The organism is bacterium, assembly GCA_021108215.1.
Classification (GTDB): domain Bacteria; phylum Oederibacteriota; class JAAXVQ01; order JAAXVQ01; family JAUVAV01; genus JAIORK01.
This window is the reverse complement of record JAIORK010000026.1, coordinates 22,316-43,756: the sequence shown is the minus strand read 5'-3', so window position 1 is coordinate 43,756 and position 21,441 is coordinate 22,316. Positions and strand designations below refer to the sequence as shown.

General features: G+C 45.3%; 17 protein-coding genes and 1 pseudogene. 10 read left to right on the top strand and 8 right to left on the bottom strand.

What is annotated here, in order from left to right; translation table 11 throughout:
- Position 1: 1 nt before the first annotated feature.
- The 7 genes from K8S19_04820 to K8S19_04790 all read left to right on the top strand — a co-directional run bounded on the left by K8S19_04820 (position 2) and on the right by K8S19_04790 (position 11,220).
- The gene (locus K8S19_04820) at positions 2–1,141 is read left to right on the top strand and encodes a glycosyltransferase family 4 protein (GenBank protein MCD4812994.1); all 1,140 of its coding nucleotides are present in this window, start codon (positions 2–4) and stop codon (positions 1,139–1,141) included.
- Positions 1,142–1,145: 4 nt separating this feature from the next.
- Positions 1,146–2,639: a glycosyltransferase family 39 protein gene (locus K8S19_04815; protein ID MCD4812993.1), complete on the top strand. Its 1,494-nt coding sequence runs from the start codon at positions 1,146–1,148 to the stop codon at positions 2,637–2,639.
- Positions 2,640–2,641: 2 nt separating this feature from the next.
- Entirely contained in the window at positions 2,642–3,775 is a 1,134-nt protein-coding gene (locus K8S19_04810; GenBank protein ID MCD4812992.1) for a glycosyltransferase family 9 protein, read from the top strand.
- 131 nt (positions 3,776–3,906) lie between these two features.
- On the top strand, positions 3,907–5,061 hold the full coding sequence (locus K8S19_04805; protein ID MCD4812991.1) for a glycosyltransferase family 9 protein: 1,155 nt from the start codon (positions 3,907–3,909) through the stop codon (positions 5,059–5,061).
- Positions 5,062–5,114: 53 nt separating this feature from the next.
- Positions 5,115–6,212, top strand: a complete 1,098-nt coding sequence (locus K8S19_04800) for a glycosyltransferase (GenBank protein ID MCD4812990.1) — start codon at positions 5,115–5,117, stop codon at positions 6,210–6,212.
- Between the two features lie 4 nt (positions 6,213–6,216).
- A complete protein-coding gene (locus tag K8S19_04795; GenBank protein MCD4812989.1) occupies positions 6,217–7,623 on the top strand; it encodes an undecaprenyl-phosphate glucose phosphotransferase in 1,407 nt (468 codons plus the stop codon).
- 126 nt (positions 7,624–7,749) lie between these two features.
- Positions 7,750–11,220 carry a hypothetical protein gene (locus tag K8S19_04790; GenBank protein MCD4812988.1) on the top strand — a complete coding sequence of 1,157 codons (3,471 nt, stop codon included), beginning with the start codon at positions 7,750–7,752 and terminating at the stop codon, positions 11,218–11,220.
- 91 nt (positions 11,221–11,311) lie between these two features.
- Here K8S19_04790 and K8S19_04785 read toward each other — a convergent pair whose 3' ends face one another.
- From K8S19_04785 to K8S19_04760, 6 genes are all read right to left on the bottom strand, one after another.
- Entirely contained in the window at positions 11,312–12,559 is a 1,248-nt protein-coding gene (locus K8S19_04785) for an ISNCY family transposase (protein MCD4812987.1), read from the bottom strand.
- Positions 12,560–12,809: 250 nt separating this feature from the next.
- Positions 12,810–13,460 (bottom strand): HAD family hydrolase, encoded by a 651-nt coding sequence (locus K8S19_04780; protein MCD4812986.1) that lies wholly within the window; start codon positions 13,458–13,460, stop codon positions 12,810–12,812.
- A 20-nt stretch (positions 13,461–13,480) separates the two neighbouring features.
- Positions 13,481–13,789 (bottom strand): helix-turn-helix transcriptional regulator, encoded by a 309-nt coding sequence (locus K8S19_04775; protein MCD4812985.1) that lies wholly within the window; start codon positions 13,787–13,789, stop codon positions 13,481–13,483.
- 58 nt (positions 13,790–13,847) lie between these two features.
- The gene (locus K8S19_04770; GenBank protein ID MCD4812984.1) at positions 13,848–14,213 is read right to left on the bottom strand and encodes a type II toxin-antitoxin system RelE/ParE family toxin; all 366 of its coding nucleotides are present in this window, start codon (positions 14,211–14,213) and stop codon (positions 13,848–13,850) included.
- Positions 14,214–14,427: 214 nt separating this feature from the next.
- Positions 14,428–16,863 carry a metallophosphoesterase gene (locus K8S19_04765; GenBank protein ID MCD4812983.1) on the bottom strand — a complete coding sequence of 812 codons (2,436 nt, stop codon included), beginning with the start codon at positions 16,861–16,863 and terminating at the stop codon, positions 14,428–14,430.
- 18 nt (positions 16,864–16,881) lie between these two features.
- Positions 16,882–17,232: a hypothetical protein gene (locus K8S19_04760; protein MCD4812982.1), complete on the bottom strand. Its 351-nt coding sequence runs from the start codon at positions 17,230–17,232 to the stop codon at positions 16,882–16,884.
- 227 nt (positions 17,233–17,459) lie between these two features.
- Between K8S19_04760 and K8S19_04755 the strand changes: the two are divergent.
- From K8S19_04755 to ahcY, 3 genes and pseudogenes are all read left to right on the top strand, one after another.
- A pseudogene (locus K8S19_04755) lies at positions 17,460–17,831 on the top strand (TrpB-like pyridoxal-phosphate dependent enzyme).
- 74 nt (positions 17,832–17,905) lie between these two features.
- Positions 17,906–18,886 (top strand): transposase, encoded by a 981-nt coding sequence (locus tag K8S19_04750; GenBank protein ID MCD4812981.1) that lies wholly within the window; start codon positions 17,906–17,908, stop codon positions 18,884–18,886.
- A gap of 280 nt (positions 18,887–19,166) precedes the next feature.
- Positions 19,167–20,597 carry an adenosylhomocysteinase gene (gene ahcY / locus K8S19_04745; protein ID MCD4812980.1) on the top strand — a complete coding sequence of 477 codons (1,431 nt, stop codon included), beginning with the start codon at positions 19,167–19,169 and terminating at the stop codon, positions 20,595–20,597.
- A gap of 107 nt (positions 20,598–20,704) precedes the next feature.
- On the opposite strand, the gene K8S19_04740 is transcribed toward ahcY, so the two are convergent.
- Positions 20,705–21,097: a nucleotidyltransferase substrate binding protein gene (locus K8S19_04740; protein ID MCD4812979.1), complete on the bottom strand. Its 393-nt coding sequence runs from the start codon at positions 21,095–21,097 to the stop codon at positions 20,705–20,707.
- On the bottom strand, positions 21,085–21,369 hold the full coding sequence (locus K8S19_04735; protein ID MCD4812978.1) for a nucleotidyltransferase domain-containing protein: 285 nt from the start codon (positions 21,367–21,369) through the stop codon (positions 21,085–21,087). The genes K8S19_04740 and K8S19_04735 overlap by 13 nt, the downstream gene beginning before the upstream one ends.
- Positions 21,370–21,441: the final 72 nt, after the last annotated feature.

The window sequence follows — 21,441 nt, the reverse complement described above, 5'->3', positions numbered from 1 at the left end:
TGTGCGTATCGCATTGATTGCCAGAGGATGCCGGCCCGGTGCCGGCATTGAACTTTATACGCATGAGTTGGCCAACCGGCTTAGCACACGTCATGAGGTGACTGTGCTGACAGATCCGAACGAAGTCCTGGGATGTCAAGCCGAAGTGGTGCCTGTGAAGGCGCCCCGGCGTCCCTTGTGGCACTCCATTTCCGCATTTAGTACCAAGGCCGGTTTTTTAGCACAAACATCCAGATATGATGTTGTCCACACGCAAGGGTCGGACGGACGCTGGGGAGATGTGGTGACTGCTCATTCCTGTCATTTGGCAGGGATGCGTGCTTCTTTGAAACAAAATTCTTCTTTCAACAATAAATTGCGGAAATTTTTCAGTCCGGCTCACCGGGCGGTGTTGAACATGGAGCGCAATGCTTTTTTTAGCGCCCGCCGGATGATCGCGGTCTCAAAAAGGGTGAAACGGCAGATAAGGTCGGCCTATCCGGATACGCGGAATATTCCAATAGAGGTGATTTATCCCGGGGTGGATATTCAAACGTACTCACCTGCTAAGCTGGCATTGACGCGTATGGCCATTAGAAAGCGGTATGGATTTCGAGAAAACCAGGTTGTTTTTATTTTGGTAGCCAATATGCCGCAGCTCAAAGGTGCCGTCCGGTTGATTCAAGCGCTGCGGTTATTAAAAAACCCCGATGCTCACCTGATGATTGCCTCCGGATCAGGACGGCATAGAGACCTGATGAAGCTGGTGAAAAGAAATTGTTTGGAAAAACAGGTACACTTTGTTGCTGCCGGGCAGAATGCATTTCAAGTCTATGCTGCCGGGGATGTATATGCAGCCTTGCCGGAATATGAATCCTTTGGTTTAACGATTTTAGAAGCGATGGCCTGTGGATTGCCGGTACTGCTGACCAATAATGCCGGTGCTGCGGAGTTGATGACACCCGGTTTGGAGGGGTTTGTTTTTCCGGCGCGGGTGGACGATCAAACCGTTGCCAATGCCATGGACTGCCTGGTGCGTGATGTGGATGTGCGCAGGCAGATGGGAATCCAGGCGCGGCTTTGTGCTCAACAGCATACCTGGGATAAGATGATTCACCAGGTGGAACAGGTCTATGCAAAACTGCTCAGCGAAAAGAGATAGCTCCATGTTTGAAAAACACACTATTTTGCGGATGGTTCGGCATCCGCTTTTTTATTTCATCTTTATCGCTTTGGGGTTGCGGCTTTTTCGGGTTGAATTACGGTCTATATGGTTGGATGAAGCCTATAGTCTTGTGCTGGCATCAGCAGATTGGCAGGGAATTTTCCGGGGCGCGGCCACGGACATTCATCCGCCTTTTTTTTATGTTTTATTGGGTGGGTGGATCAGGATTTTTGGGACAACTGAATTTGCGCTGCGTACATTCTCGGCTTTTTTCGGAGCAGCCTTGGTCCCGCTGGTATTTATCTTAACCCGCGACTGGGCCGGCCGCCGGGCGGCATGGTGGGCTGCCGGACTTGTTTCGGTTTCGCCCTATTTTGTCGAGCTTTCCCGGAGCGGGCGGATGGGCAGTATGTTGGTTTTTTTTTCCGTGCTTTCGGTCATGTTTTTTTGGCGCTTGCTGCGGAAACCTGATTTTTTTAATAGCCTGGGATATTGTTTTGCCACGCTCGCGGCGATGTATACGCATTATTTTGCGTTTTTGGTTTTTGCCAGTCAGCATAGTTATATATTTATGGGAATCGGGAAGCTTAATCTTTCGCGCGAAATCAGAAAAAATTGGTTTCTGCTTCAGATGTTTTTAATGATTGGATTTGCCCCCTGGTTGCCGACGCTGTGGGACCACATTAGCAAAGGCGGCCCGGCTTGGCGGGGTGCCGGTGCTGCTTGGTGGGAGCCGCTTCACTCACTCTATGTCTTTTGGGCCGGCACAGCCTGCTGGACCGGGATGCATAAGATTTTATTCCTGGCATTTTTCGGTGCGGCAATGGTTCTGATCCTGCAGGCGTGTTTGCCCCGCATTCGGAACTGTTTCATGCTGGTCAAGCCGCGAGTTTGGGGAATGGGATTAACGCTGGTATTTGTCCCCTTGGGGTTGGTATGGGGTTACTCCAGTGGAAAACTTAATGTTTTTGATAACCGATATCTCAGTATTAGTGCACTCTCCCTGATCATTTTTAGCGCGGTCGTGATTGCCGGGTTGCCGGCGATTCGGCGTCGTTGGGTTGGTGTGCTTATGCTGGCTGCAGTGAGTGTTCCGCTCTTGAACCAGTTTTTTGTAGATGGGTATTATGATGACTGGCGGCGTATTGCTGCTGAGATTTCCTCGCAGCCGGGCCGGGAAGACATTGTCGCAGTTTACCCGGCTTGGAATGCGATCCCGTTAAACTATTATCTTGAAGACAGCATTCCGATTCAAGGAATCCCGGGGAATTACACTCCGATAACAGGCCGGTCTGAACATTTTTTTAACATTGATCCGGAAAATATGGATCAATTACAATCAGTGTTTCCTGAGCGGAAAGCACTTTGGCTGGTGATAGTAAATGCCGGGTTGGAACAAACCCTGATTCACGATTGGTTTGTCGGGCAGTATGAGAAAAAATTTGAAAAACGGTTCCAGAGTATTTATCTTATGCGATTTGAGAAGGAAGAGTAGACATGGGAACTTCAAAATTGTTTGTGGCGCGCGGGACGCGCCGTTACATTTATAAATCTTTGGGAAAACGCTTTGCAGCCGGGGTGATTGATTGTTGCGGCACATTTTTAGTATGGGTGTTTACGCTGGGCCGGGGTTTGCGCCCTGATCCGAAAAGGCTGGCACATCCGAAGAAAATTCTGGTAATACGTCTGGATCATATCGGTGATGTGCTTTTTTGCCGTCCTGCTTTGCAGGCATTGCGGTCATTCTACCCGGAGGCTAACGTGACACTGCTAACCTCAACCGCAGGGGCGAGTTTACTGGCGCGAGAAGACGTGATTGATCACGTCTTGGCTTGGGACGCACCCTGGTTTAGCCGTGCTCGGAAAAAAAATCAACTGTCGTGCTTTTGGGACATGATGAAGCGCTTGCGGGCGGAGAACTATGATCTTTCACTTGATCTGCGCGGTGATCTACGGCATCATATACTTCTTTTTTTTGCCGGGGTTTGTATAAGGGCCGGTTATACAATTACCGGCGGCGGATTTTTGCTTCAGTTGCCTTGCAAATTACCCCAGGGAATGCACGAGGTTGAACGGAATTTGCATATTGTTCGCCGACTGGGCGCACAGCAAGTGCCGGATCGTTATGCGCCCCTGGCACTGACGCCGGATGAAAGCCAAAGCGGTGCCGCCCTTTGGGAAAAAAAGGGGCTGCGGGTGGTGGTGCATCCGGCATCCGGGGACCCTGCCAAGCAATGGGCGCCTGAATATTTCGCGGCAGTCTGTGATCAATTGATAAAGGTTGGCTGTGAAGTTATTTTGGTGGGAACAGCGGAAGAAAAAATCACAACGTACGCGGTGATGGATAAGGTCCAAAGCACAATTCGTGATTTTTCCGGCCAGACCGGTTTGCGGCAATTGGCAGCCATCATTGCGGCGGCGGATTGTTTTGTCGGCAATGACTCCGGTCCGGCGCACATGGCAATTGTTCAAGAATGTCCGGCCGTGATGCTCTGGAGCGAGACCAATGCACCGGAAGAGTGGGGTCCCTGGGGGGAAGACGTCCGGGCAGCCGTGGTACGGCGCAGCGCACCTGAGCAGGAAATTGCGGAGACCGTGGAAGTGGTCAAAAAGTTTCTCCGGGAAAAATGACCTCGCGCTAAGACGCCAAGGTACTAAGGAAAATCTTTTTATATTTTTTTTCTGTCTTTGCGTTCTTAGCGTCTTTGCGAGATGCCAAGGTTTATTTATAGAATTGAAACAGTGATGAAGGGACAACCATTGTGAAGCAATTGTTTTATTGGTTGGGAAAAATAGTTTTTTATTTTTTTCCGCGTAAGCCGTTGGTGCGTGCTACGGTGGATCATGTTCTTGTCATTAAATTGTGCTGTATTGGTGACATCATGTTTACCACCCCCCTTTTGCGGGCTCTGAAAAAGGATATGCCGCGCGTAAAAATTACCTATATGGTTTGTTCCTGGTGTAAGGAGCTGGCAGCTGCGGATCCGCGTGTGGATGATGTGATAGAATTCAATGCTTATGCAAAGATAGGTTTTTTTGGGAGAATCAGGCAAGTTATTCAAGTCCTGGCGGAAATACGCCGCCGGAAAATTGATCTGGCCTTGGTGCTTCATCGTACACCTTTTTCAGGGATGTTGACTGCCTGGGCGGGCATTCCGGTGCGGATAGGATTTGATTGGGAAAACGGGGGTTTTGGTTTGACGCACCGCATACCGTTTAGAGCTGAAGCGCATGAGGTGGATCGTCATCTGGATTGTCTTGCGCCATTGGATATTCGGCCGGATGGGATTGAACCTGAGTTGATGCCGCCACAGGCAGCTGATGAGGCAGCCGAGGCTTTTTTAAATCAGTATTCCGGTAAACAGGGCAAGGGTCCTTTGATTGCCGTGTTTCCCGCCGGCGGGGTCAATCCGGGAACCGTCATGACCACCAAGCGCTGGTCTCTGCAAGGGTATCGGGAGGTTTGCCGTGATCTGGTGGAACGCTATGACGCCAGGATATTACTGGTGGGCAATCAGGGTGATCTCAATACCGGGGATATGTTGTTAGCCGGGCAGACCTGGGAATCACGCGCCATTCGTTCTGAGGGGAAAACCACGCTATTGATGCTGGCAGCTCTGCTCAAACGCTGTGCGCTGTTTATTGGCGGTGATTCCGGACCGCTGCATCTGGCCGATGCTGTGGGCATTCCTACGGTCTCGATTTTTGGGCCGACAGACCCGGCCTTGTTGGCGCCGCGGGGACGGCAGCACCGCGTCATTCATAAAGTTATTCCTTGTTCACCGTGTTATAATCCAATAACTGTTCAGTATGGGGATGCAACCATTTGCAAGGAAAAGACCCTGGCCTGTATGAAGGCAGTTACACCGGCGGATGTCTTGCGGGCGGTGGATGAGTTGCTCAGCAGCTCGGTATAAATTCTCCGCGTTCGAAAGCGGGGTTGTTTTACGACGAAAGGATTTTTCTATTCATGAAAATTGCCCTGGTTCATGATTGGCTCAACGGTATGCGCGGCGGCGAGAAAGTACTGGAAGTCCTTTGCGAGATGTACCCCGAGGCTGATTTATTTACATTGTTATATGAACCGGAGAAACTCTCTGCGACCATTCGTAAGCACAAGGTAACAACCTCTTTTATTCAAAAGTTGCCTTTTGCCGGAAAACATTATCGTAATTATTTGCCGCTTTTTCCTACGGCAATTGAGCAATTTGACTTGCGCGGTTATGATTTGGTGGTGAGCACATCGCATTGTGTGGCCAAAGGTGTTTTAACCGAACCGGATACGCCGCATATTTGTTACTGTCATACACCCATGCGGTATGCTTGGGAGCAATATCACGAATATTTCCCGGTCCATAAGATGGGTTTTTTCAAGCGGTTGATTATTTCGGCGGCCATGAGCCGGTTGCGGGTCTGGGATGTTGCTTCCGCTAATCGGGTAGATGCTTACATTGCCAATTCCCGGCATGTGGCAAAACGAATAAAAGCTTATTACCGGCGTGAAGCGAAAGTGGTTCATCCGCCGGTCGAAGCCGCCCGCTTTAAACCGGTGAAAGCCAAAGGTGATTATTATTTGGCGGTTTCAGCGCTGGTGCCTTACAAGCGGATTGATCGTGCCATTGAAGCATTTAATCATCTGGCCCTGCCGTTGGTTATTGTAGGGAAGGGGCCGGAACTCAGGACACTGCGCCGTATGGCCGGTCCGACCATCACATTTAAACAGAAATGTTCACCTGAAGAATTACAGCATCTTTATGCCGACTGTCAGGCATTTATTTTTCCCGGGGAAGAGGATTTTGGGATTACACCGCTGGAAGCCATGGCATCCGGCAGACCGGTCATTGCTTTTGGCAAGGGCGGTGCACTGGAGACCGTGGTGCACAAAAAAACCGGTTTGTTTTTTAAAAGTCCGACTGCACAATCGCTGGCAGATATGGTGAAACAATCCCGGAAGATGAAATGGGACAGCCAGGTGATTCGGAACCGGGCATTGATATTTGATCGGCCTAAGTTTAGAAAAAAAATGGAAATGACGATCGCGTCTTTTCTAAAACAGCGCACGGAGTAATCAGATGGTACACCGGGGATTTTCCAAAAATTTTTATTATCTGACTTTTTTAGCCGACAGCATAGCAGCCGGCGCGGCACTGCTTTTGGCCTATGCCCTGCGTTTTTCCGGCTGGCCGGTACCTGTGACCCACGATGCCCCGGACTTGATTATTTATCTGCAAACCCTGCCGATCGTGGTGCTGGTTGTGCTCGTCAGTTATCAATATGCCGGGTTGTATATTCAGCGCCGCGGCATCTCCGGGGTTGATGAATTTTCACGCATTACGCGGTCGGCGATTGTGGCATTCCTGATGATTATCGGGATGACTTTTTTTTACCGGCGGGATGAATACTCTCGTTTGGTGATGATCTATGCCTGGCTCTTTACCATTATTTTAACGACAGTATTTCGTTCCTGGGTACGGCGGATTCAGGTGGTGCTGCGGCGCAGGGGTGTGGGCATTTCCCGCTTGGTACTGGTGGGTCTGACGCAAACAAGTAAGCGGGTTGCCGAACAAGTCAAACGCCATCCCGGTCTGGGATACCGTTTGGTCGGTGTGGTTTCAGAACAAGACAAGTCTCCCAAGATGTTTGCGACAGTGCCGGTACTAGGCGGTTTAGAAACTCTGCCGGATATCATAAAAAAACATAATATTGACGAGGTCCTTTTTGCACTCCCTGCCACGGCCCATGCCGAGATGGAGGATATACTTTTAGCGGTTGAGGAAACCGGAGTGGAATTTAAGATTGTCTCTGATTTGTTCGGGATTATCACCAACCCCATGTCAATTGATCAGATTTACGGTATTCCGGTTTTTGCGTTAAAGGAATCCCCTTTATCAACATTAAGCGCACGCGTATCCAAGCGGATGTTTGATCTGGCGTTTACCGTGCCGGGCATGATTTTAATATTTCCTGTATTCCTGTTCCTGGCACTGATTGTGAAGTTGACCTCGCCGGGTCCGGTGTTTTTTAAGCAAGAGCGGGTGGGCCGGGGGAACAAATCTTTTGGGGTTTTCAAATTTCGTTCCATGCGGATGGATGCGGAAAAAGAGAGCGGTCCGGTCTGGGCCACCAAAGGGGATGCCCGCACGACTAAAATTGGTTCCTTTATGCGCAGAACATCTTTAGACGAGCTGCCCCAACTGATTAATATCCTGAAGGGTGAGATGAGTCTGGTCGGACCCCGCCCGGAGCGCCCCTATTTTGTAAAACAGTTTAAAACATCCATTCCACGTTACCTTGACCGGCACAAAGTCAAAGCCGGTTTGACCGGCTGGGCGCAAGTGCACGGCCTGCGCGGCGATACCCCGATTGAGGAGCGGACCAAGTATGATCTGTGGTATGTGGAAAATTGGTCATTGGTTCTGGATCTTAAAATTATCATCCGCACAACACTTGAAGTTTTTCATCATACGGATGCGTATTAACCAAGCAGCATAACATTTTGCCGGGGAACCCGGCATGCCGGGCTTCATGCGCCGATACGATTGGCAGCCTGCGAGACATGAGAAATATTTTTGTGGAGATGTTATTAAATTTATTCGGGAGGCATTATGGCAAAACAACCTATTCTTTTTTATGATTTTAAAAACGGTCTCGCCCAAAACAGTAATACGGGCTACAAGGGAACGGTTTTCAATTGCAGCTATCAATCGGTTTCGCCGGCGCTGCAGACCCAGACATGGGGAGGCCTTGCGCATTCTCTGGTTCTAACCGGTCCTGGCAGCTATGTTACCCTGCCCAATGTTTCTTCATTGCAAAACATGAGTGCATTTACTTTGGAAATGGTGATTCATCCCAAGAAGAATGTAACCGGGAATATGATTCTTTTTAGTGGTCAGACCTTGCCCTTGGAATTGGCTTTGAAGCAAATAGGAAAACAATATTATGTTGATGCTGTCATTCACTTGTCGACGGGTTGGGGGGCTGCAAAAACATCGAGTGCAATTGTGCTCAATAAAGCAACGTGGTTGTCAGTTGTTTTTACCGGGGATGCGCTGGTGATTTTTATCAATGCTTTTCCTAAAGCACGCCGTGTTTTTCAAGCAGCTCAGTTGGAAGCAACCGGTAGTAAACAGAGTCATTTAGGAATCGGCATCCATAGCCTGCAACAGCAATTCAAAGGGTCCCTGCACGCAGTGCGTATTTGGGATGGCATTGCCCCGCATCTGGAAACCGGTCTGGCAGCGGCAGAGAGTCAGGGGATGGGCGAAATTGAAAGTAAATATTGGAATATGGGTGGGACGCAAAGTATGCTGCATCACGCAGTGCTCCCGGAAAAAAAACTGGGTCAAGGACGGTACCGTGAATATCAAGGCGGTTCGATTTACTGGTCACCCAAAACCGGGGCGTGTGCGGTCATGGGTCAATTGCGCGAATATTATATTAGGACGGCCGGAATGCAAGTCAAACTGGGATTTCCCACCACGGATATGCAAAAACTTCCTTTTAAAACTCCGGTTGGTTACGTATCGCACTTTGAGCATGGCGCAATTTATTTCTCAAAGGAAAGCGGTATTCACGCGATCTACGGAGATTTGTATGCGGATTATGTTTTATGCGGTGCGGAACAAACATGGTGCAGGTTGGGTTTGCCTACATCGAATCCGATACCCATGCCCCAAGGCGGCAGCAAGTGTCATTTTTCAGGCGGCACACTATACCGAAATTCTGACTTTGGATGCGTGGCGTTGCATGGGGCGATTCGGGATTATTATGAGTCGCTGGGATCTAAAAAAGGTTATTTGAAACGACCAGTAGGTTCAGATCAACAGCAAAAAGATGATCATGGCTCTATCAAAGGATGGTTTGCACGATTTGAGGGTGGCAGAATTCATTCGCACGTCAAGTATGGTGCAGTCGCGCTACCTAAGCCAGTTGTCACAAAATTTATGGCGTTGGGTGGACCTGCGGGGACATTGGGATTTCCTGTTCAAAATGCAGTTTATCACGGCAAGTATGCATTTTATGTTTTTGAGCGGGGGATCATCCGCTATGACGGGAAAAAATGTCACGCACTGACTGGTGTTCGTTTGCGATTAGGGTTTATCCGAAGTGGTACAATCAACGACGGCCTCTTTGATGATAATAGCGCGGAACTGATTACGTATACCAGTGTGAAGATCAACGGGAAATGGATCGAACAAAAAAAACGACGGCCGGAAAACAAAAAACATGGTTATACAGCTTTTGAGCTGGGAACCTATTATCCCGGAAAAACGAAATATATTTCGCCTGTTTGCATGGATACGAAAATAGAACTGAAGGTATCGGTGTATGATTACGATAAAGGATCTAAAAATGATTATTTGGGAACCATCGAAAAAACGTTTACGATTGATCATATTTTTGATATTGCTCCTGAAGTAGGCATGGGGACGCTCTCGCTTACCAAGAAAGGGAAAGGGATAAAATCTATTCGAAAAATAAAACTCGAGTATGCCTTGCAGAAGCAAGAACTTCTATCCGAGAATATGGCAGCTCAAAAGCATTTTCGAAATTATCATTGGTGGGCATTTGATAACTTTAAGACCCCGCTATTGAGTTGGAAACAATGTGCTGAAACATTTACAGACTTGGATGCTGATCGTCCGGTGTTTCGATTGCGAGAGGCGGCATTTTATGAATTGTTGTATAAAGGTAGCTCTGCGCCAGGAAACTGTTTTGGCATGAGTTTAGAAGCAGTGTGCTGTTTAAGGGGTGAATCGGATTTTTCCACACCTTTGTATCAGTACAAAAGTTTGAAACATATACGTGAAGTCGAGAATAAAGATCTGTCTTTGCAGTATCGTCATCGAATTGAACGTCGGCAGGGGTATCAATTGGGCTGGGCTTTTGTAGACGATTACCTAGAAAAACTCGAAAGCAAGAAGAATTCGCTTTCGCCGAAAAAAGTATTCAAAAAAATAAAAAAATATATTGATTTAGGTGAGTATCCTCTGCTGAACATGGTTGATTTTGCTGATGATTATTGTATGCATACGGTTGTTGCCTATGCTTATGAAGAAGGCAAAAACGGGCAATCCCATAAAATATGGACTGCTGATCCGAATATTCCATGGCATGATAAAAAAACGAAGTACCAAAATGATTGCACTTATATAGAAATTAAGCCCAATGACTATTTTTTTCAGGTTTCCCCAGATTCGAAGTATAAAATATTCGGAACAACTGATTTGCTTTCAGAAGAGCTGATCGCATTTAATGTTTTTCCGAATGAATATATTTTTGAAACATCCTATGCTTTGGTCAGTGGTCCTCAAATCTCCTTGGCGCATAAAGTGGCGAATATTGCAGCGATGTTTACAGTGTTAGTCATATCCGGGGATGCATCAACCCAGCAAATTGAGGTGGATGGGCAAGCGCAAAAAATCGCTTATCGCGGGAAGCCGCGTTGGCGTTATCCCAAAGCAGGCGCGCTGACACGCATTCCTTTGGCTGGAGCAGGAGGGGAATTATATGTTGCGCGTAGTCAAGCGCCGCAACAATTGAAAGTCAACCTCAAAGGGACCAAACGTGGTAATGCCAATGCCCACTGGTCTACTCCAAACCTGGCCTTGTCAGTACAAGTCCCCATGACCAGCGCGGATCAGGATAGTATTCATATTCAAGGTAGCCATACTGCACGTCCTGAGATTTTTCTGCATACCAAGCGAACCAAGAAAACGGCGTTACTTGATATGGAAGTTGAACGGGATTCCTATGGGAATGATGCGTGGTTTTATAAAATTGATCTTCCAATTACCAAAGCCAGAGCTGCAATTGTGCGACGCGCAAAACATGGTGGTGATTTGGAGATCGAACCTGCGGTTGCCAATGATGCCGTTACCATTACTGTTGAAAACAGAGCAGGTAAAAAACAGACAAAAAAACTAGTCTGTAAAATCAACCAAATTGGCGAAAAACTCGTTATTCGTCCACAAAGAACCAAACGAGGCCTTCAGAATATTGTGATTGAATATCGCCAGGTTAAAACGAATCAACTGCGTTTGCGTCAGATTAAGCGAGTTGCTCCACGCGCATAAAATGGTTTGGAAAAAGTGATGGATACCGACACGCATTCTGTCAAGGCAAAGTAGAAATGTCCTATTATGAGCAAAGTAAGGATGTCCTAATTTAAGAAGTATACTGAGCCGGAACCTCCTTTAAAGTAATAGGATCAATAACAGGCATAAAAGGTAAATTCTTTTTGTTTTTATTATTGGGTTGAAGATGTTTGTGAGTAACATCCATGAATTTGAGAGACTTGTCCTTGTGAAAAACGGCAAGAGAGCTGTTACAAAATAAATGAACCATAACCTGTTTTGCAATGGTGGGAACAGCGAGTTGAAGAATTTTGTTTTCGTAGCGCACAGTGAAATCTTTAGCAACAGAGCGTTTTTCCTGGATACAAAGAAATTTATTGAGTGTTGAGACCGGGAGAGCGCCTCTGTGCAAATCGGTCTGATTAGCCGGTGCAACAGCAAATCGGCGGTTATGGTCTTTCAGAAAGCAGGTGTCCAAAAAAGCGTTGGCTTCTTTGATGGAAGAAACATTTAAGCGATGAAGTTTTTTGACAAGCCTGTCTTGAAAAGTCTGGAAAGTCCGTTCGACACGCCCTTTGGCTTGAGGAGAATAAGCCGGGATATAGTTAACCGATAATTGATTAAGTGCACGACTGAATTGTGTGTCGGCGCGCACCCCGGCCAATTGTTCTTCAATAGAAAGCTTTTTGTTGTTATTTCTATAAGTGCTGTGAAGATCAGCATAAATGGCCATAGGAATACCATATCGTTGAATATAACGACGAAAGGAATCCATGGCAGGGATAGTTCCTTCATAAGTGTAGAAGCGGGCATAAACGTTGGAAGAGGCGTCGTCAATGTAAAGCATAAGGACACAGTAGCCTTCAGTGCCGTCAAACCACTGATGAACAGAGCCATCAAGTTGAACAAGTTCGCCGCGATGAAGTTTCCTGGGTCGTTTGGTTCTGTGTTTGAGCCTTTTTTTTCGAACAGTCCAGAGATTGTGTTCAGCCAAAATAAGGCGGACGGATTCTTTACTGATGGAAATATCAAACTCAGAGGTAAGTTTTTCGGTGAAAAAAGTAGGTTTATAGCCTAAAAAATCCTTTTGATAGATGGAAACAATGGATTGCTTGAAATGATCGGAAAATTTTCTATTAGAAGATTTGCCGCGTAGTTGATGAACGAATCCGCGTTCTCCAAAAAGACGATAATTTTGAATAATCCGTCTGAATTGACGCTCGGTTATATTCAATAAATCGGCTGCCTGGGCTTGAGTAATAAGTTTTTCGTCAGCTTTTTTGACCAGATGTAATTTTTTAAGTTCTTTAGTGCTCATGGGGATAATATCCTTTCGCATAGCCAACTCCCTTTCTTGGATTAGTTGGCGACATTATACAAAATAGGACATTTCTATTTTGCTGGAATAGGACATTATCACTTTGCTGCGACACTTTTCCTTTTGGACTTTACTTACACTGTTTTCCATGCATTATTATTGCAATTTTTTTACTTTATTCAAGAAATGTTTAAATTTATAATCATAATCGCAATAAAAAAGGACAACCTGCCTATCAACAGGTTGCCCTTTTTTATTGCACAGCTAATTTTCATATCAGTTCAATTAATTCTTTTGGCTGATGAATAATTTTATCTGCACCAGTTGCTTTTAATTCTTCTTCAGACCGAAACCCCCAACTTACCCCCACGGCAAATATTCCAGCAGCCTTGGCGGTTTTCATATCGGTCCCAGAATCACCCACATAAAGAATTTGTTCAACCGCGAGTCCTAAGGCTTTGGCAATTTTAATCGCCCCATCCGGTGCTGGCTTTTGCGGTATCGATTCCTGTGCCCCCATCACCTGATCAAAATTACTATCAGATAATAATGTTGCAACACACACTTCGGTAAAGGCGTGCGGTTTATTGGAAAGAACGGCTAGCTTTAATCCCCGTAAGTTCAATTGCTTCAAGAGTTCAACCACACCAACATACGGTTTACTTTTATTTTGCCAACGCTCGGAATACGCCTGCTCCGCCTCCTTTGTCACCATGCTCACGGTGGTGACATCTCTGGCTGTTTCAGGTAGCGCATCAATGATGAGTTGCCCCATCCCCAGACCCACCAGCATTTTATATTGCGAAACAGTATGCGTAGGATAATGACGTTTTTCCAGCACATGGTTGATTGCCTCCGCAATATCCTCAATCGTATCCAACAACGTTCCATCCAAATCAAAAATCACTGCTTGGTAAGACATGAAGGGCTCCGATCTAAAATTTAAATTCTAGTAGTATGTACTCTTTTGGGAATGATTTCAATTTTCAATCTGGCATTGAGTGCTTTGGCAATCTTTTGTAAGGATCGAATCTCAATATTTTCATAATTATCATTTTCCCACTTTGATATGGTTTGCTGTGTTGTATGTATTTTCTTTGCGAGTGCTTTTTGAGTAAGTTGTTGTTTGCGACGCAACGCAGCAATTTTAATTGCAACCGATGCCATAACTAGTTCTTCTTCATAGTGTTTTTTAAATGTTGGATTCTTGAGTTCTTTTTCGAGAACGTCTTTATGCTGTATTGTCTTCATAATAGCCTCCTTAACACGGTATCATCGTACACCTTATAAGGTGTTTTGTCAACATTCGTCAATTCAGTTTAAACTTCCCCTTGACAATCAAATTTTTGATGTTTTGTCGATTCAAAATTGCTTTTTTTATCTCTTTTTGAGGAACACTTGAACCCCTTTTGTTAAAAGCATGAGAAATAAAGATATTTCGCTGATGCATAAAAAAACAGAGAATTCTTTCCTGGTGTTTATAGTTAAATCTCAATTCATGAATGCCTTCGCGCAATGTATCTGCAATCGGACGTGGTAATAGAGGTCCTTCTTTTGAGAGCTGGTGAATATAAGCAAAAAACCGTGCTTTAAATCGAGTTCCCAGGGTTTCAACAAAATCCAGTACCTGGCATTTTCCTTTTTCATCAGCAACATAGTAGATCTTATACTCCATAAGTGTAGCCTTCCACGCAACTTTTTTAATTACACTATGGAGTTAGACCAAATTCATTATATTTTATTGCGCCACTTTAATATTAAATTTCCTCTGGTTTTAAGAAAACCTTCCGAATTAGCAACATGCTCAATCTCGCGGACGCTACGTTGAATTATGAAAAATAAGTATGGTGTCCTCAAGTTTACTATAGACGCTCCTTTTTATCTGTTGTTTATCCCCGGATATCGACCCGCGTAAATTTCGCGGCTGCGCCGATCTGTTTGGATGTGGCCACCAACCGTTTCTCACGATCCAGCGCAATATACTGTCCATTTTTCGATTGAAAAATAACCTGATTGGCTCCCTTGGAAAACATATAAAAAGTCTCATGCGCTTGAATGTGTTTCTTGTCTGCTTTAATCGCCTTACCACCGCCGCCTTCGGCACGCCAATAGTCGCCCTGATGACATCGCACGGCAGCTTTGCCCCCTGCCCATTGAAAAAGCTCAAACGTTTCCCATTTACGACGCTGGGCGCGATTCGCAACCAGCCAACCGCCACCACCATGATCTGCGCTTACATAGTTGCCATTGGCTGCACGCAAACCAACAGGTCGACATCCCGGTGTTAGGGTTGTGGTCAAAGGCCTTGCTTTTAATAGAACTCTATCGATACTGTGTAGTTTGTCGTTTTCAATTTTAATTTCCCGATAATGTTCCTCATATTTGGGTGCCATGGCAACCTTGTTTTTCATGCCTCCGGAAGTCAGCAGCAAGGGACTGTTCTTTTTAAACCAAACCCATTTTTTAGCAAGATTGCTTTGTTGCTTTATTTTTTTTGAATAGTCATCAATAAAATAAGCATAGATATGATTCTTTTTTTCCTGCACCGTCTTAGGCCCTTCAATCCGAAATTCATGCGCTTTATGGGTATGCCCGGAGAGTACCATCACAGGTTTGGCAGCGGGTCGACGTATCAAACCAAACAATTGAAATAGTGTGTTGGTTTGAAGGCTATCCGCACACCCAAAATTGAGCTGTGGATCACGCTGGCCGCGCATAAAATATTTTTTTTGGTGAAGTGGATAACCCATTTTGTTCAACATCGCAATGCCAGACGTAAACGGACCGCGCATAAAATTCAATCCATAAAGATTACTAAAAAATCGGCTCACAAGATTCGGCGGCTTGGGCATCTGTGCGTGTTGCTCTTCAAATAACACTTCGTGTCCTTGGGTTGGATCATTTTGCAGACCCACCAGGGGTGCGTGGGTAAAAATCAGCACTGCGCCCCGCGCGGTTTCATTTTTCATTGCCGTGTTTACCAGCTTGATATGCTCGGTTGAAATTCCCCGATTATGCGGTCCACCGTGAATATAGTCGTGTACATAATCCGGTGCGCTCCCGATTCCGGAGCTGGCGCTAATAAAATCCCCTTTTGTTCCGTAACGATCCGGCCCGGTATTCAGACAGATCAACTGCTGCTGTCCTAAAGTTATAGAAAAATTTACATCATAATTTATTTTCTCAAGATAGAACCCCAAATGTTCATAGTGGGGTTTTCCCATCCAGTAAGAATGGTTCGTATCCAAATCGACATCCCGGCGAAGATGAAAAGGCTGTTTGCCTTTTGGCATTTCACTATAATTCTTATACAACTTTCGCTCAGGCAGTGAAGGTGATTTGCCTTTGTTTTTGGGATAAGCCCAAAAACAATACTCCCGGCCCTCTTGCACAGTAAGTCCAAAAGCACGATAAGAATCCTTGTCACTCAGTTTGATGGATAACGCATTGATATCCACATTCGGCAAAGTTTCATGAATCAAGTAATCATGATTGCCTAACACCGTAAAAATAGGACACTGCAACCCAGCACCCTTTCCATCGCTACCAATAAGAATTTGGTAAAGCTTGTTAAAATTACAATTCTCCCAACCAATCGCTTTTCCTTTTTTCCAGATAAACTCACTATCCCAAAACCCATCATAATAGTAATCAATCAAATCACCGGTCGCCGCGACCACAATCGCCTCGCCCTGTTTCACCCGTTGATTAATCTGCGCAATTGCTGTTCGAAGATGATCATTGAAATTAATATACCGGCTTTTTAAGGTCTCGCATTCTTGCGGTGTTCTGACCTCACTCAACAGTTGAGGAATGGTGTCATTGCGATGCGCCACATGCAAATCTGAGAGTTGAATAATAGTAAACGTCTGATTGTCTTTCAATGCGTTGTGAATATACAGTGCATGCATATTATGTTTTTGATTATATTCCAAATTACAGAGTACTGGCCAATCGCCCTGGTCTTTGATTTGTTGAATCCGGGCTTCTGTCAACCCGACTTCAACAATAAATTCAAATCGAAACCCACGCGTATACTGATGATCCGTATTGGTAATGGGCAATTTTTGGCTACTGTAATCAGCCTTGAAGCCGGCATAATTTTTTAGTTTCTTGACCTTTAAAATAGTCAGCGCATAGGTCTTATCGGGTTTGTCTGTTCTGGCTATTTTGGGCGGTCTCGCCATTAGCAATCCCCTTACCAAAGCCAGGTTCCTTAACACCGGGTTCTTGGCCGCAATCGTCACCTCGAAATGTGTCAATTTTTCAGGTGTTAACATCATCGGATTTCCTAAATTGGGACGGACTAAAAACAACTCTAGCATGGCAACGTCCTCCTATTTCTATTTTTCATTCCGGATATCCTTCCGAACCAGTATCAAACTGGTCAATGCCAACAAGCTCAATATCATTCCAACACTATCCAGAATACCTTGCTGATCGATTAGCGCGAGCACGGCATTGGAAAGTGCCAGTAACATGGCCAAAAAAATACCCAGTCGCCAGCGTTTGACCACTGCAAGATAGGCTCCAACACAGAGAATGACTTCCATAAAAAGTAATATGCTAATGATCAAATGACGCGGCAAATCATGCTTCCCTGTCGAATAGAGGATCGCAATCGCAAACCAAAAAGCCGTATTGATCATCAACATTGTTTTACAAAATAGCAGTTTGCTATTGATTCGCTCCATGACCATTTGAGTCCTCTTTCTTTGCTTTCCTAAATTATTTGAAACAACCTGTTCAAACTATTTCGGAATTCATTGCATGATAACCAATAAATGAATGCAAATAAAACTTTTTTTTAAAGTCAATCCCGGTTTTTTGGGTTTCATTTCTTTTTATTATGGCTTATCATATTTCAATTGTCGATTTAATTACAGTTCTGTTTTTGGCACCATCATTCAAGGAGGACTTCATGAGCTTAAAAGTTTTGTTAGACGAGGATGAAATTCCACGCCAGTGGTACAATCTGGCTGCTGATCTACCCACACCGATGCAACCGCCTTTGGGTCCAGATGGAAAGCCTATCACGCCTGAAATGTTGGCTCCCATATTCCCGATGAATTTAATTGAACAGGAAGTTTCGCAGGAGCGCTGGATTGATATTCCTGAAGAAGTCCTGGAAATGCTTTATATGTGGCGGCCATCACCGCTCTATCGTGCCACCCGTTTGGAAAAAGCGCTAGGAACACCTGCAAAAATTTATTATAAACATGAAGGTGTAAGTCCTGCGGGTTCACACAAACCCAATACCGCGGTGGCACAAGCTTGGTACAACAAACAATTTGAGTAATTAGGGACGTTGTTTCCTAGCTTGCATAAATATTGACAGCCATTTATGAAAGATTTAAAATACCCCTCATGCCACGTCAAGCTCGCCTGGACATTTCCGGTGCCTTGCATCATATCATGGTGCGCGGTATAAACAAATCAGCGATCTTCAAAGATCGTCAGGATAGAAATAATTTTCTCGACCGGCTGGGCCAGAATATCATAACCGGGAAATGCTCGGTCTATGCCTGGGTGCTGATGAAAAATCATGTTCACATTCTGTTTAAAAGCGGCCAGGCAGGAATTTCTGAAGTTATGAGAAAACTTTTGACCTGGTATGCCCAATATTTTAATCACCGCCATAATCGTACTGGGCATCTTTTTGAAAATCGTTACAAATCAATTCTGTGTGATGAAGAAAATTATTTTTTGGCTCTTGTCCGCTATATACATTTGAATCCTATACGAGCAAAGATAATCAGCAGCCTGGCGGAATTGGACCGGTATCCCTGGAGTGGTCATGCAGCGCTAATGGGCTGTTCTAAAATTAAATGGATGGATACTGCTTCGGTGCTGGCCCGGTTTGGTGATAAAATAAAATCAGCACGTCGGGCATATCGTTTATTTGTGGAGGATGGCATTGATATTGGTAGCAACCCGGAATTAATTGGCGGCGGATTGATCCGGAGCAAAGGCGGTTGGTCGCAAGTATTGTCAGCTCGGCGAAAAAGTGAAAAGGAAGAATTTGATGAACGGATATTAGGTGACGGTGATTTTGTAAACGCCATACTCCGGGAAACAGAAGAAAAGATGCGGCATCAACTTAAGTCGCGGAAAATGGGACGGACTTTGAACAAAATTATTGCCGAAGAATGCCAAAAAGGAAAAATCAGCGTAAAAGAACTCCAAAACGGGGGACGAAGAAAACAAGTCAGTGAAATTCGCGCAAAAGTTTCAATACGAGGTCAGGAAGAACTCGGCTTAACTATGGCAGAAATAGCGCGGCAGACAGGTGTCAACACTTCCAGTATTGCCAGAGCGCTTGAACGGAAGAGAGAAAAAGCAAGCTAAGAAACAACGTCCCCGAAGCTTACTCCGGACTTCTAAAAAAGTATTATTTTGAGTGATACTCATTCTTGACAACATGGTAGGTTTGCCCTATTGTGTCTGATGACTGTTGAAACCTCTGGAAGAAAGCCGGTCTGGAAATGTGACTGTCATTGCGGGCGAAGCGCAGCAATCCCGCTTTTTTTTAAAATCTAAGATTGCCACGTCGCCCTTTGCAGGCTAAGGGCTTCTCGTAATGATTTTTGTAGAGATTTTATATTATTAATTAATGAAGGAGATTTTTATGGCACCGAAAGTGGAATTATTTAAAGATCAGCCCAATGTTGTGGCGGATATGTCCTTGGCGGATTGGGGCAGAAAAGAGATCATGGTTTCCGAGCATGAAATGCCCGGATTGATGGCGATTCGTGAAAAATATGCAACCAAAAAACCGTTGCAGGGCGTTCGGATATCCGGCTCGCTGCATATGACGATCCAAACAGCGGTGCTCATTGAGACACTGAAGGCCTTGGGCGCTGATGTGCGCTGGGCATCGTGTAATATCTTTTCGACTCAGGACCATGCCGCGGCGGCGATCGCAGCGACCGGCACACCGGTTTATGCCTGGAAGGGTGAGTCCCTGGAAGAGTACTGGGCATGTACATTGCAGGCACTGTCTTTTCCCGGTAGTAAAGGTCCTCAGCTGATTGTGGATGACGGCGGGGATGCGACCTTGCTGATTCATAAAGGCTATGAACTGGAAGCTGGCTCCGACTGGGTGAATACGCCGTCTGATGCTTATGAAGAGACGGTTATCAAAGATATGCTGAAAAAAATTCATGCCCGGGATGCTGAATTTTGGCACACCATCGTGGCTGAGTGGAAAGGCGTTTCCGAGGAAACCACCACCGGCGTTCACCGTTTGTATCAAATGCTGGAAGAAGGCAAGCTCCTGGTTCCGGCGATGAATGTTAATGATTCGGTGACCAAGTCAAAATTTGATAATCTCTATGGATGCCGTGAGTCGCTGGCAGATGGCATCAAACGCGCCACGGATGTCATGGTGGCGGGCAAGGTTGTGGTGGTCTGTGGTTACGGTGATGTAGGCAAAGGTTCGGCCCAATCCATGCGCGGATTCGGTGCGCGGGTGATCGTGACCGAAATTGATCCCATCTGTGCGCTTCAGGCAGCGATGGAGGGTTTTGAGGTCGCCACGATTGAGGATACATTGGGTGCGGCGGATATTTATGTCACCACCACCGGGAACCGGGATGTCATCACAGCCGAATATATGTCCGGGATGAAGGACCAGGCCATTGTCTGTAATATTGGACACTTTGATAATGAGATCCAGATTGACCGTCTCAACGCTTGGCCCGGTGTGAAGAAGATCACAATTAAACCCCAGGTCGATCAGTACACCTATGAAGACGGACACGTGATTTTTATGCTGGCGGAAGGCCGATTGGTTAATTTGGGGTGTGCGACCGGACATCCTTCCTTTGTGATGTCCAACTCTTTCACCAACCAGACCCTGGCGCAGCTTGATCTTTGGGCGAACAAAGACACCTACAAAGTAGGGGTTTACCGCCTGTCAAAGCAGTTGGATGAGGAAGTGGCCCGGCTGCATTTGAAGAAAATCGGGGTCAAATTAACCAAACTCAGTCAGGCACAGGCTGATTATATCGGTGTGCCGGTTGACGGGCCGTATAAACCGGAGCATTACCGGTATTAAATAAAGAGTTTACGGGCTATTAAAAGGACGGGTCATGTGACCCGTCCTTTTAATAGTATTGTTTTTTGGTTTAAAATAGAAGTTCAAGAGATATGTTTTTCAGTTATTTAATCAATATTGTTTCCCATAAGCAGTTTTATTTTATGTGCCAATTTCCAATAACCATCCAAACGCTGATAAAGCGCATCCGCCATTTTTTCGGAATAAGTATGGACGGAATAATTACGGTCATCCGCCATTTTCAAGCAAGTTTCCACTTCATCTTCACTTAAATTAAATATCGGTTTTATCTCCCGGAAACAAGAACGCGGCGAATGGCATCCTATTTTTTCAATTTCCTTTAGATATAATTTGATGCTTTTCCATAGCAATTCAAAACTGAATTCAAAGCGCTGGATGGCGGCATCGCGATTCAAATCAGTAAAAGCAGCTTCCAAGGCTGCTTGCCACTTGTTCAGGGCTTGCTCAAGTTGGCGGGTTTTTTCCTTTAAGTAATCCATAATATTTTCCCCTTTAATATCTTTTCTTTGAAATCCGGTTCTACCTGATTAAAATCCACGACATCTATCTTGTAAGGAATTGTGGATTTTTCCAGAGCATCGTGGAGTTTCGTCAAGGTTTTACCGTCCGGACAACAATCAAGTACGCCAACATCAACATCATGAAAGGAATCGGATTCCACGCTGGAACCGAAGATAAATAATTTGGTTTCAGGGGAACAGAATTGGTTGAAAATAGTTTTAATTTGATTGATGTATTTTTCCTTTAACATGAAGTCATGTTAGCATTAATTTTTTTAAATTTCCACTGTCATCATGCAGTACATGGGAATAGGGAGAGACAT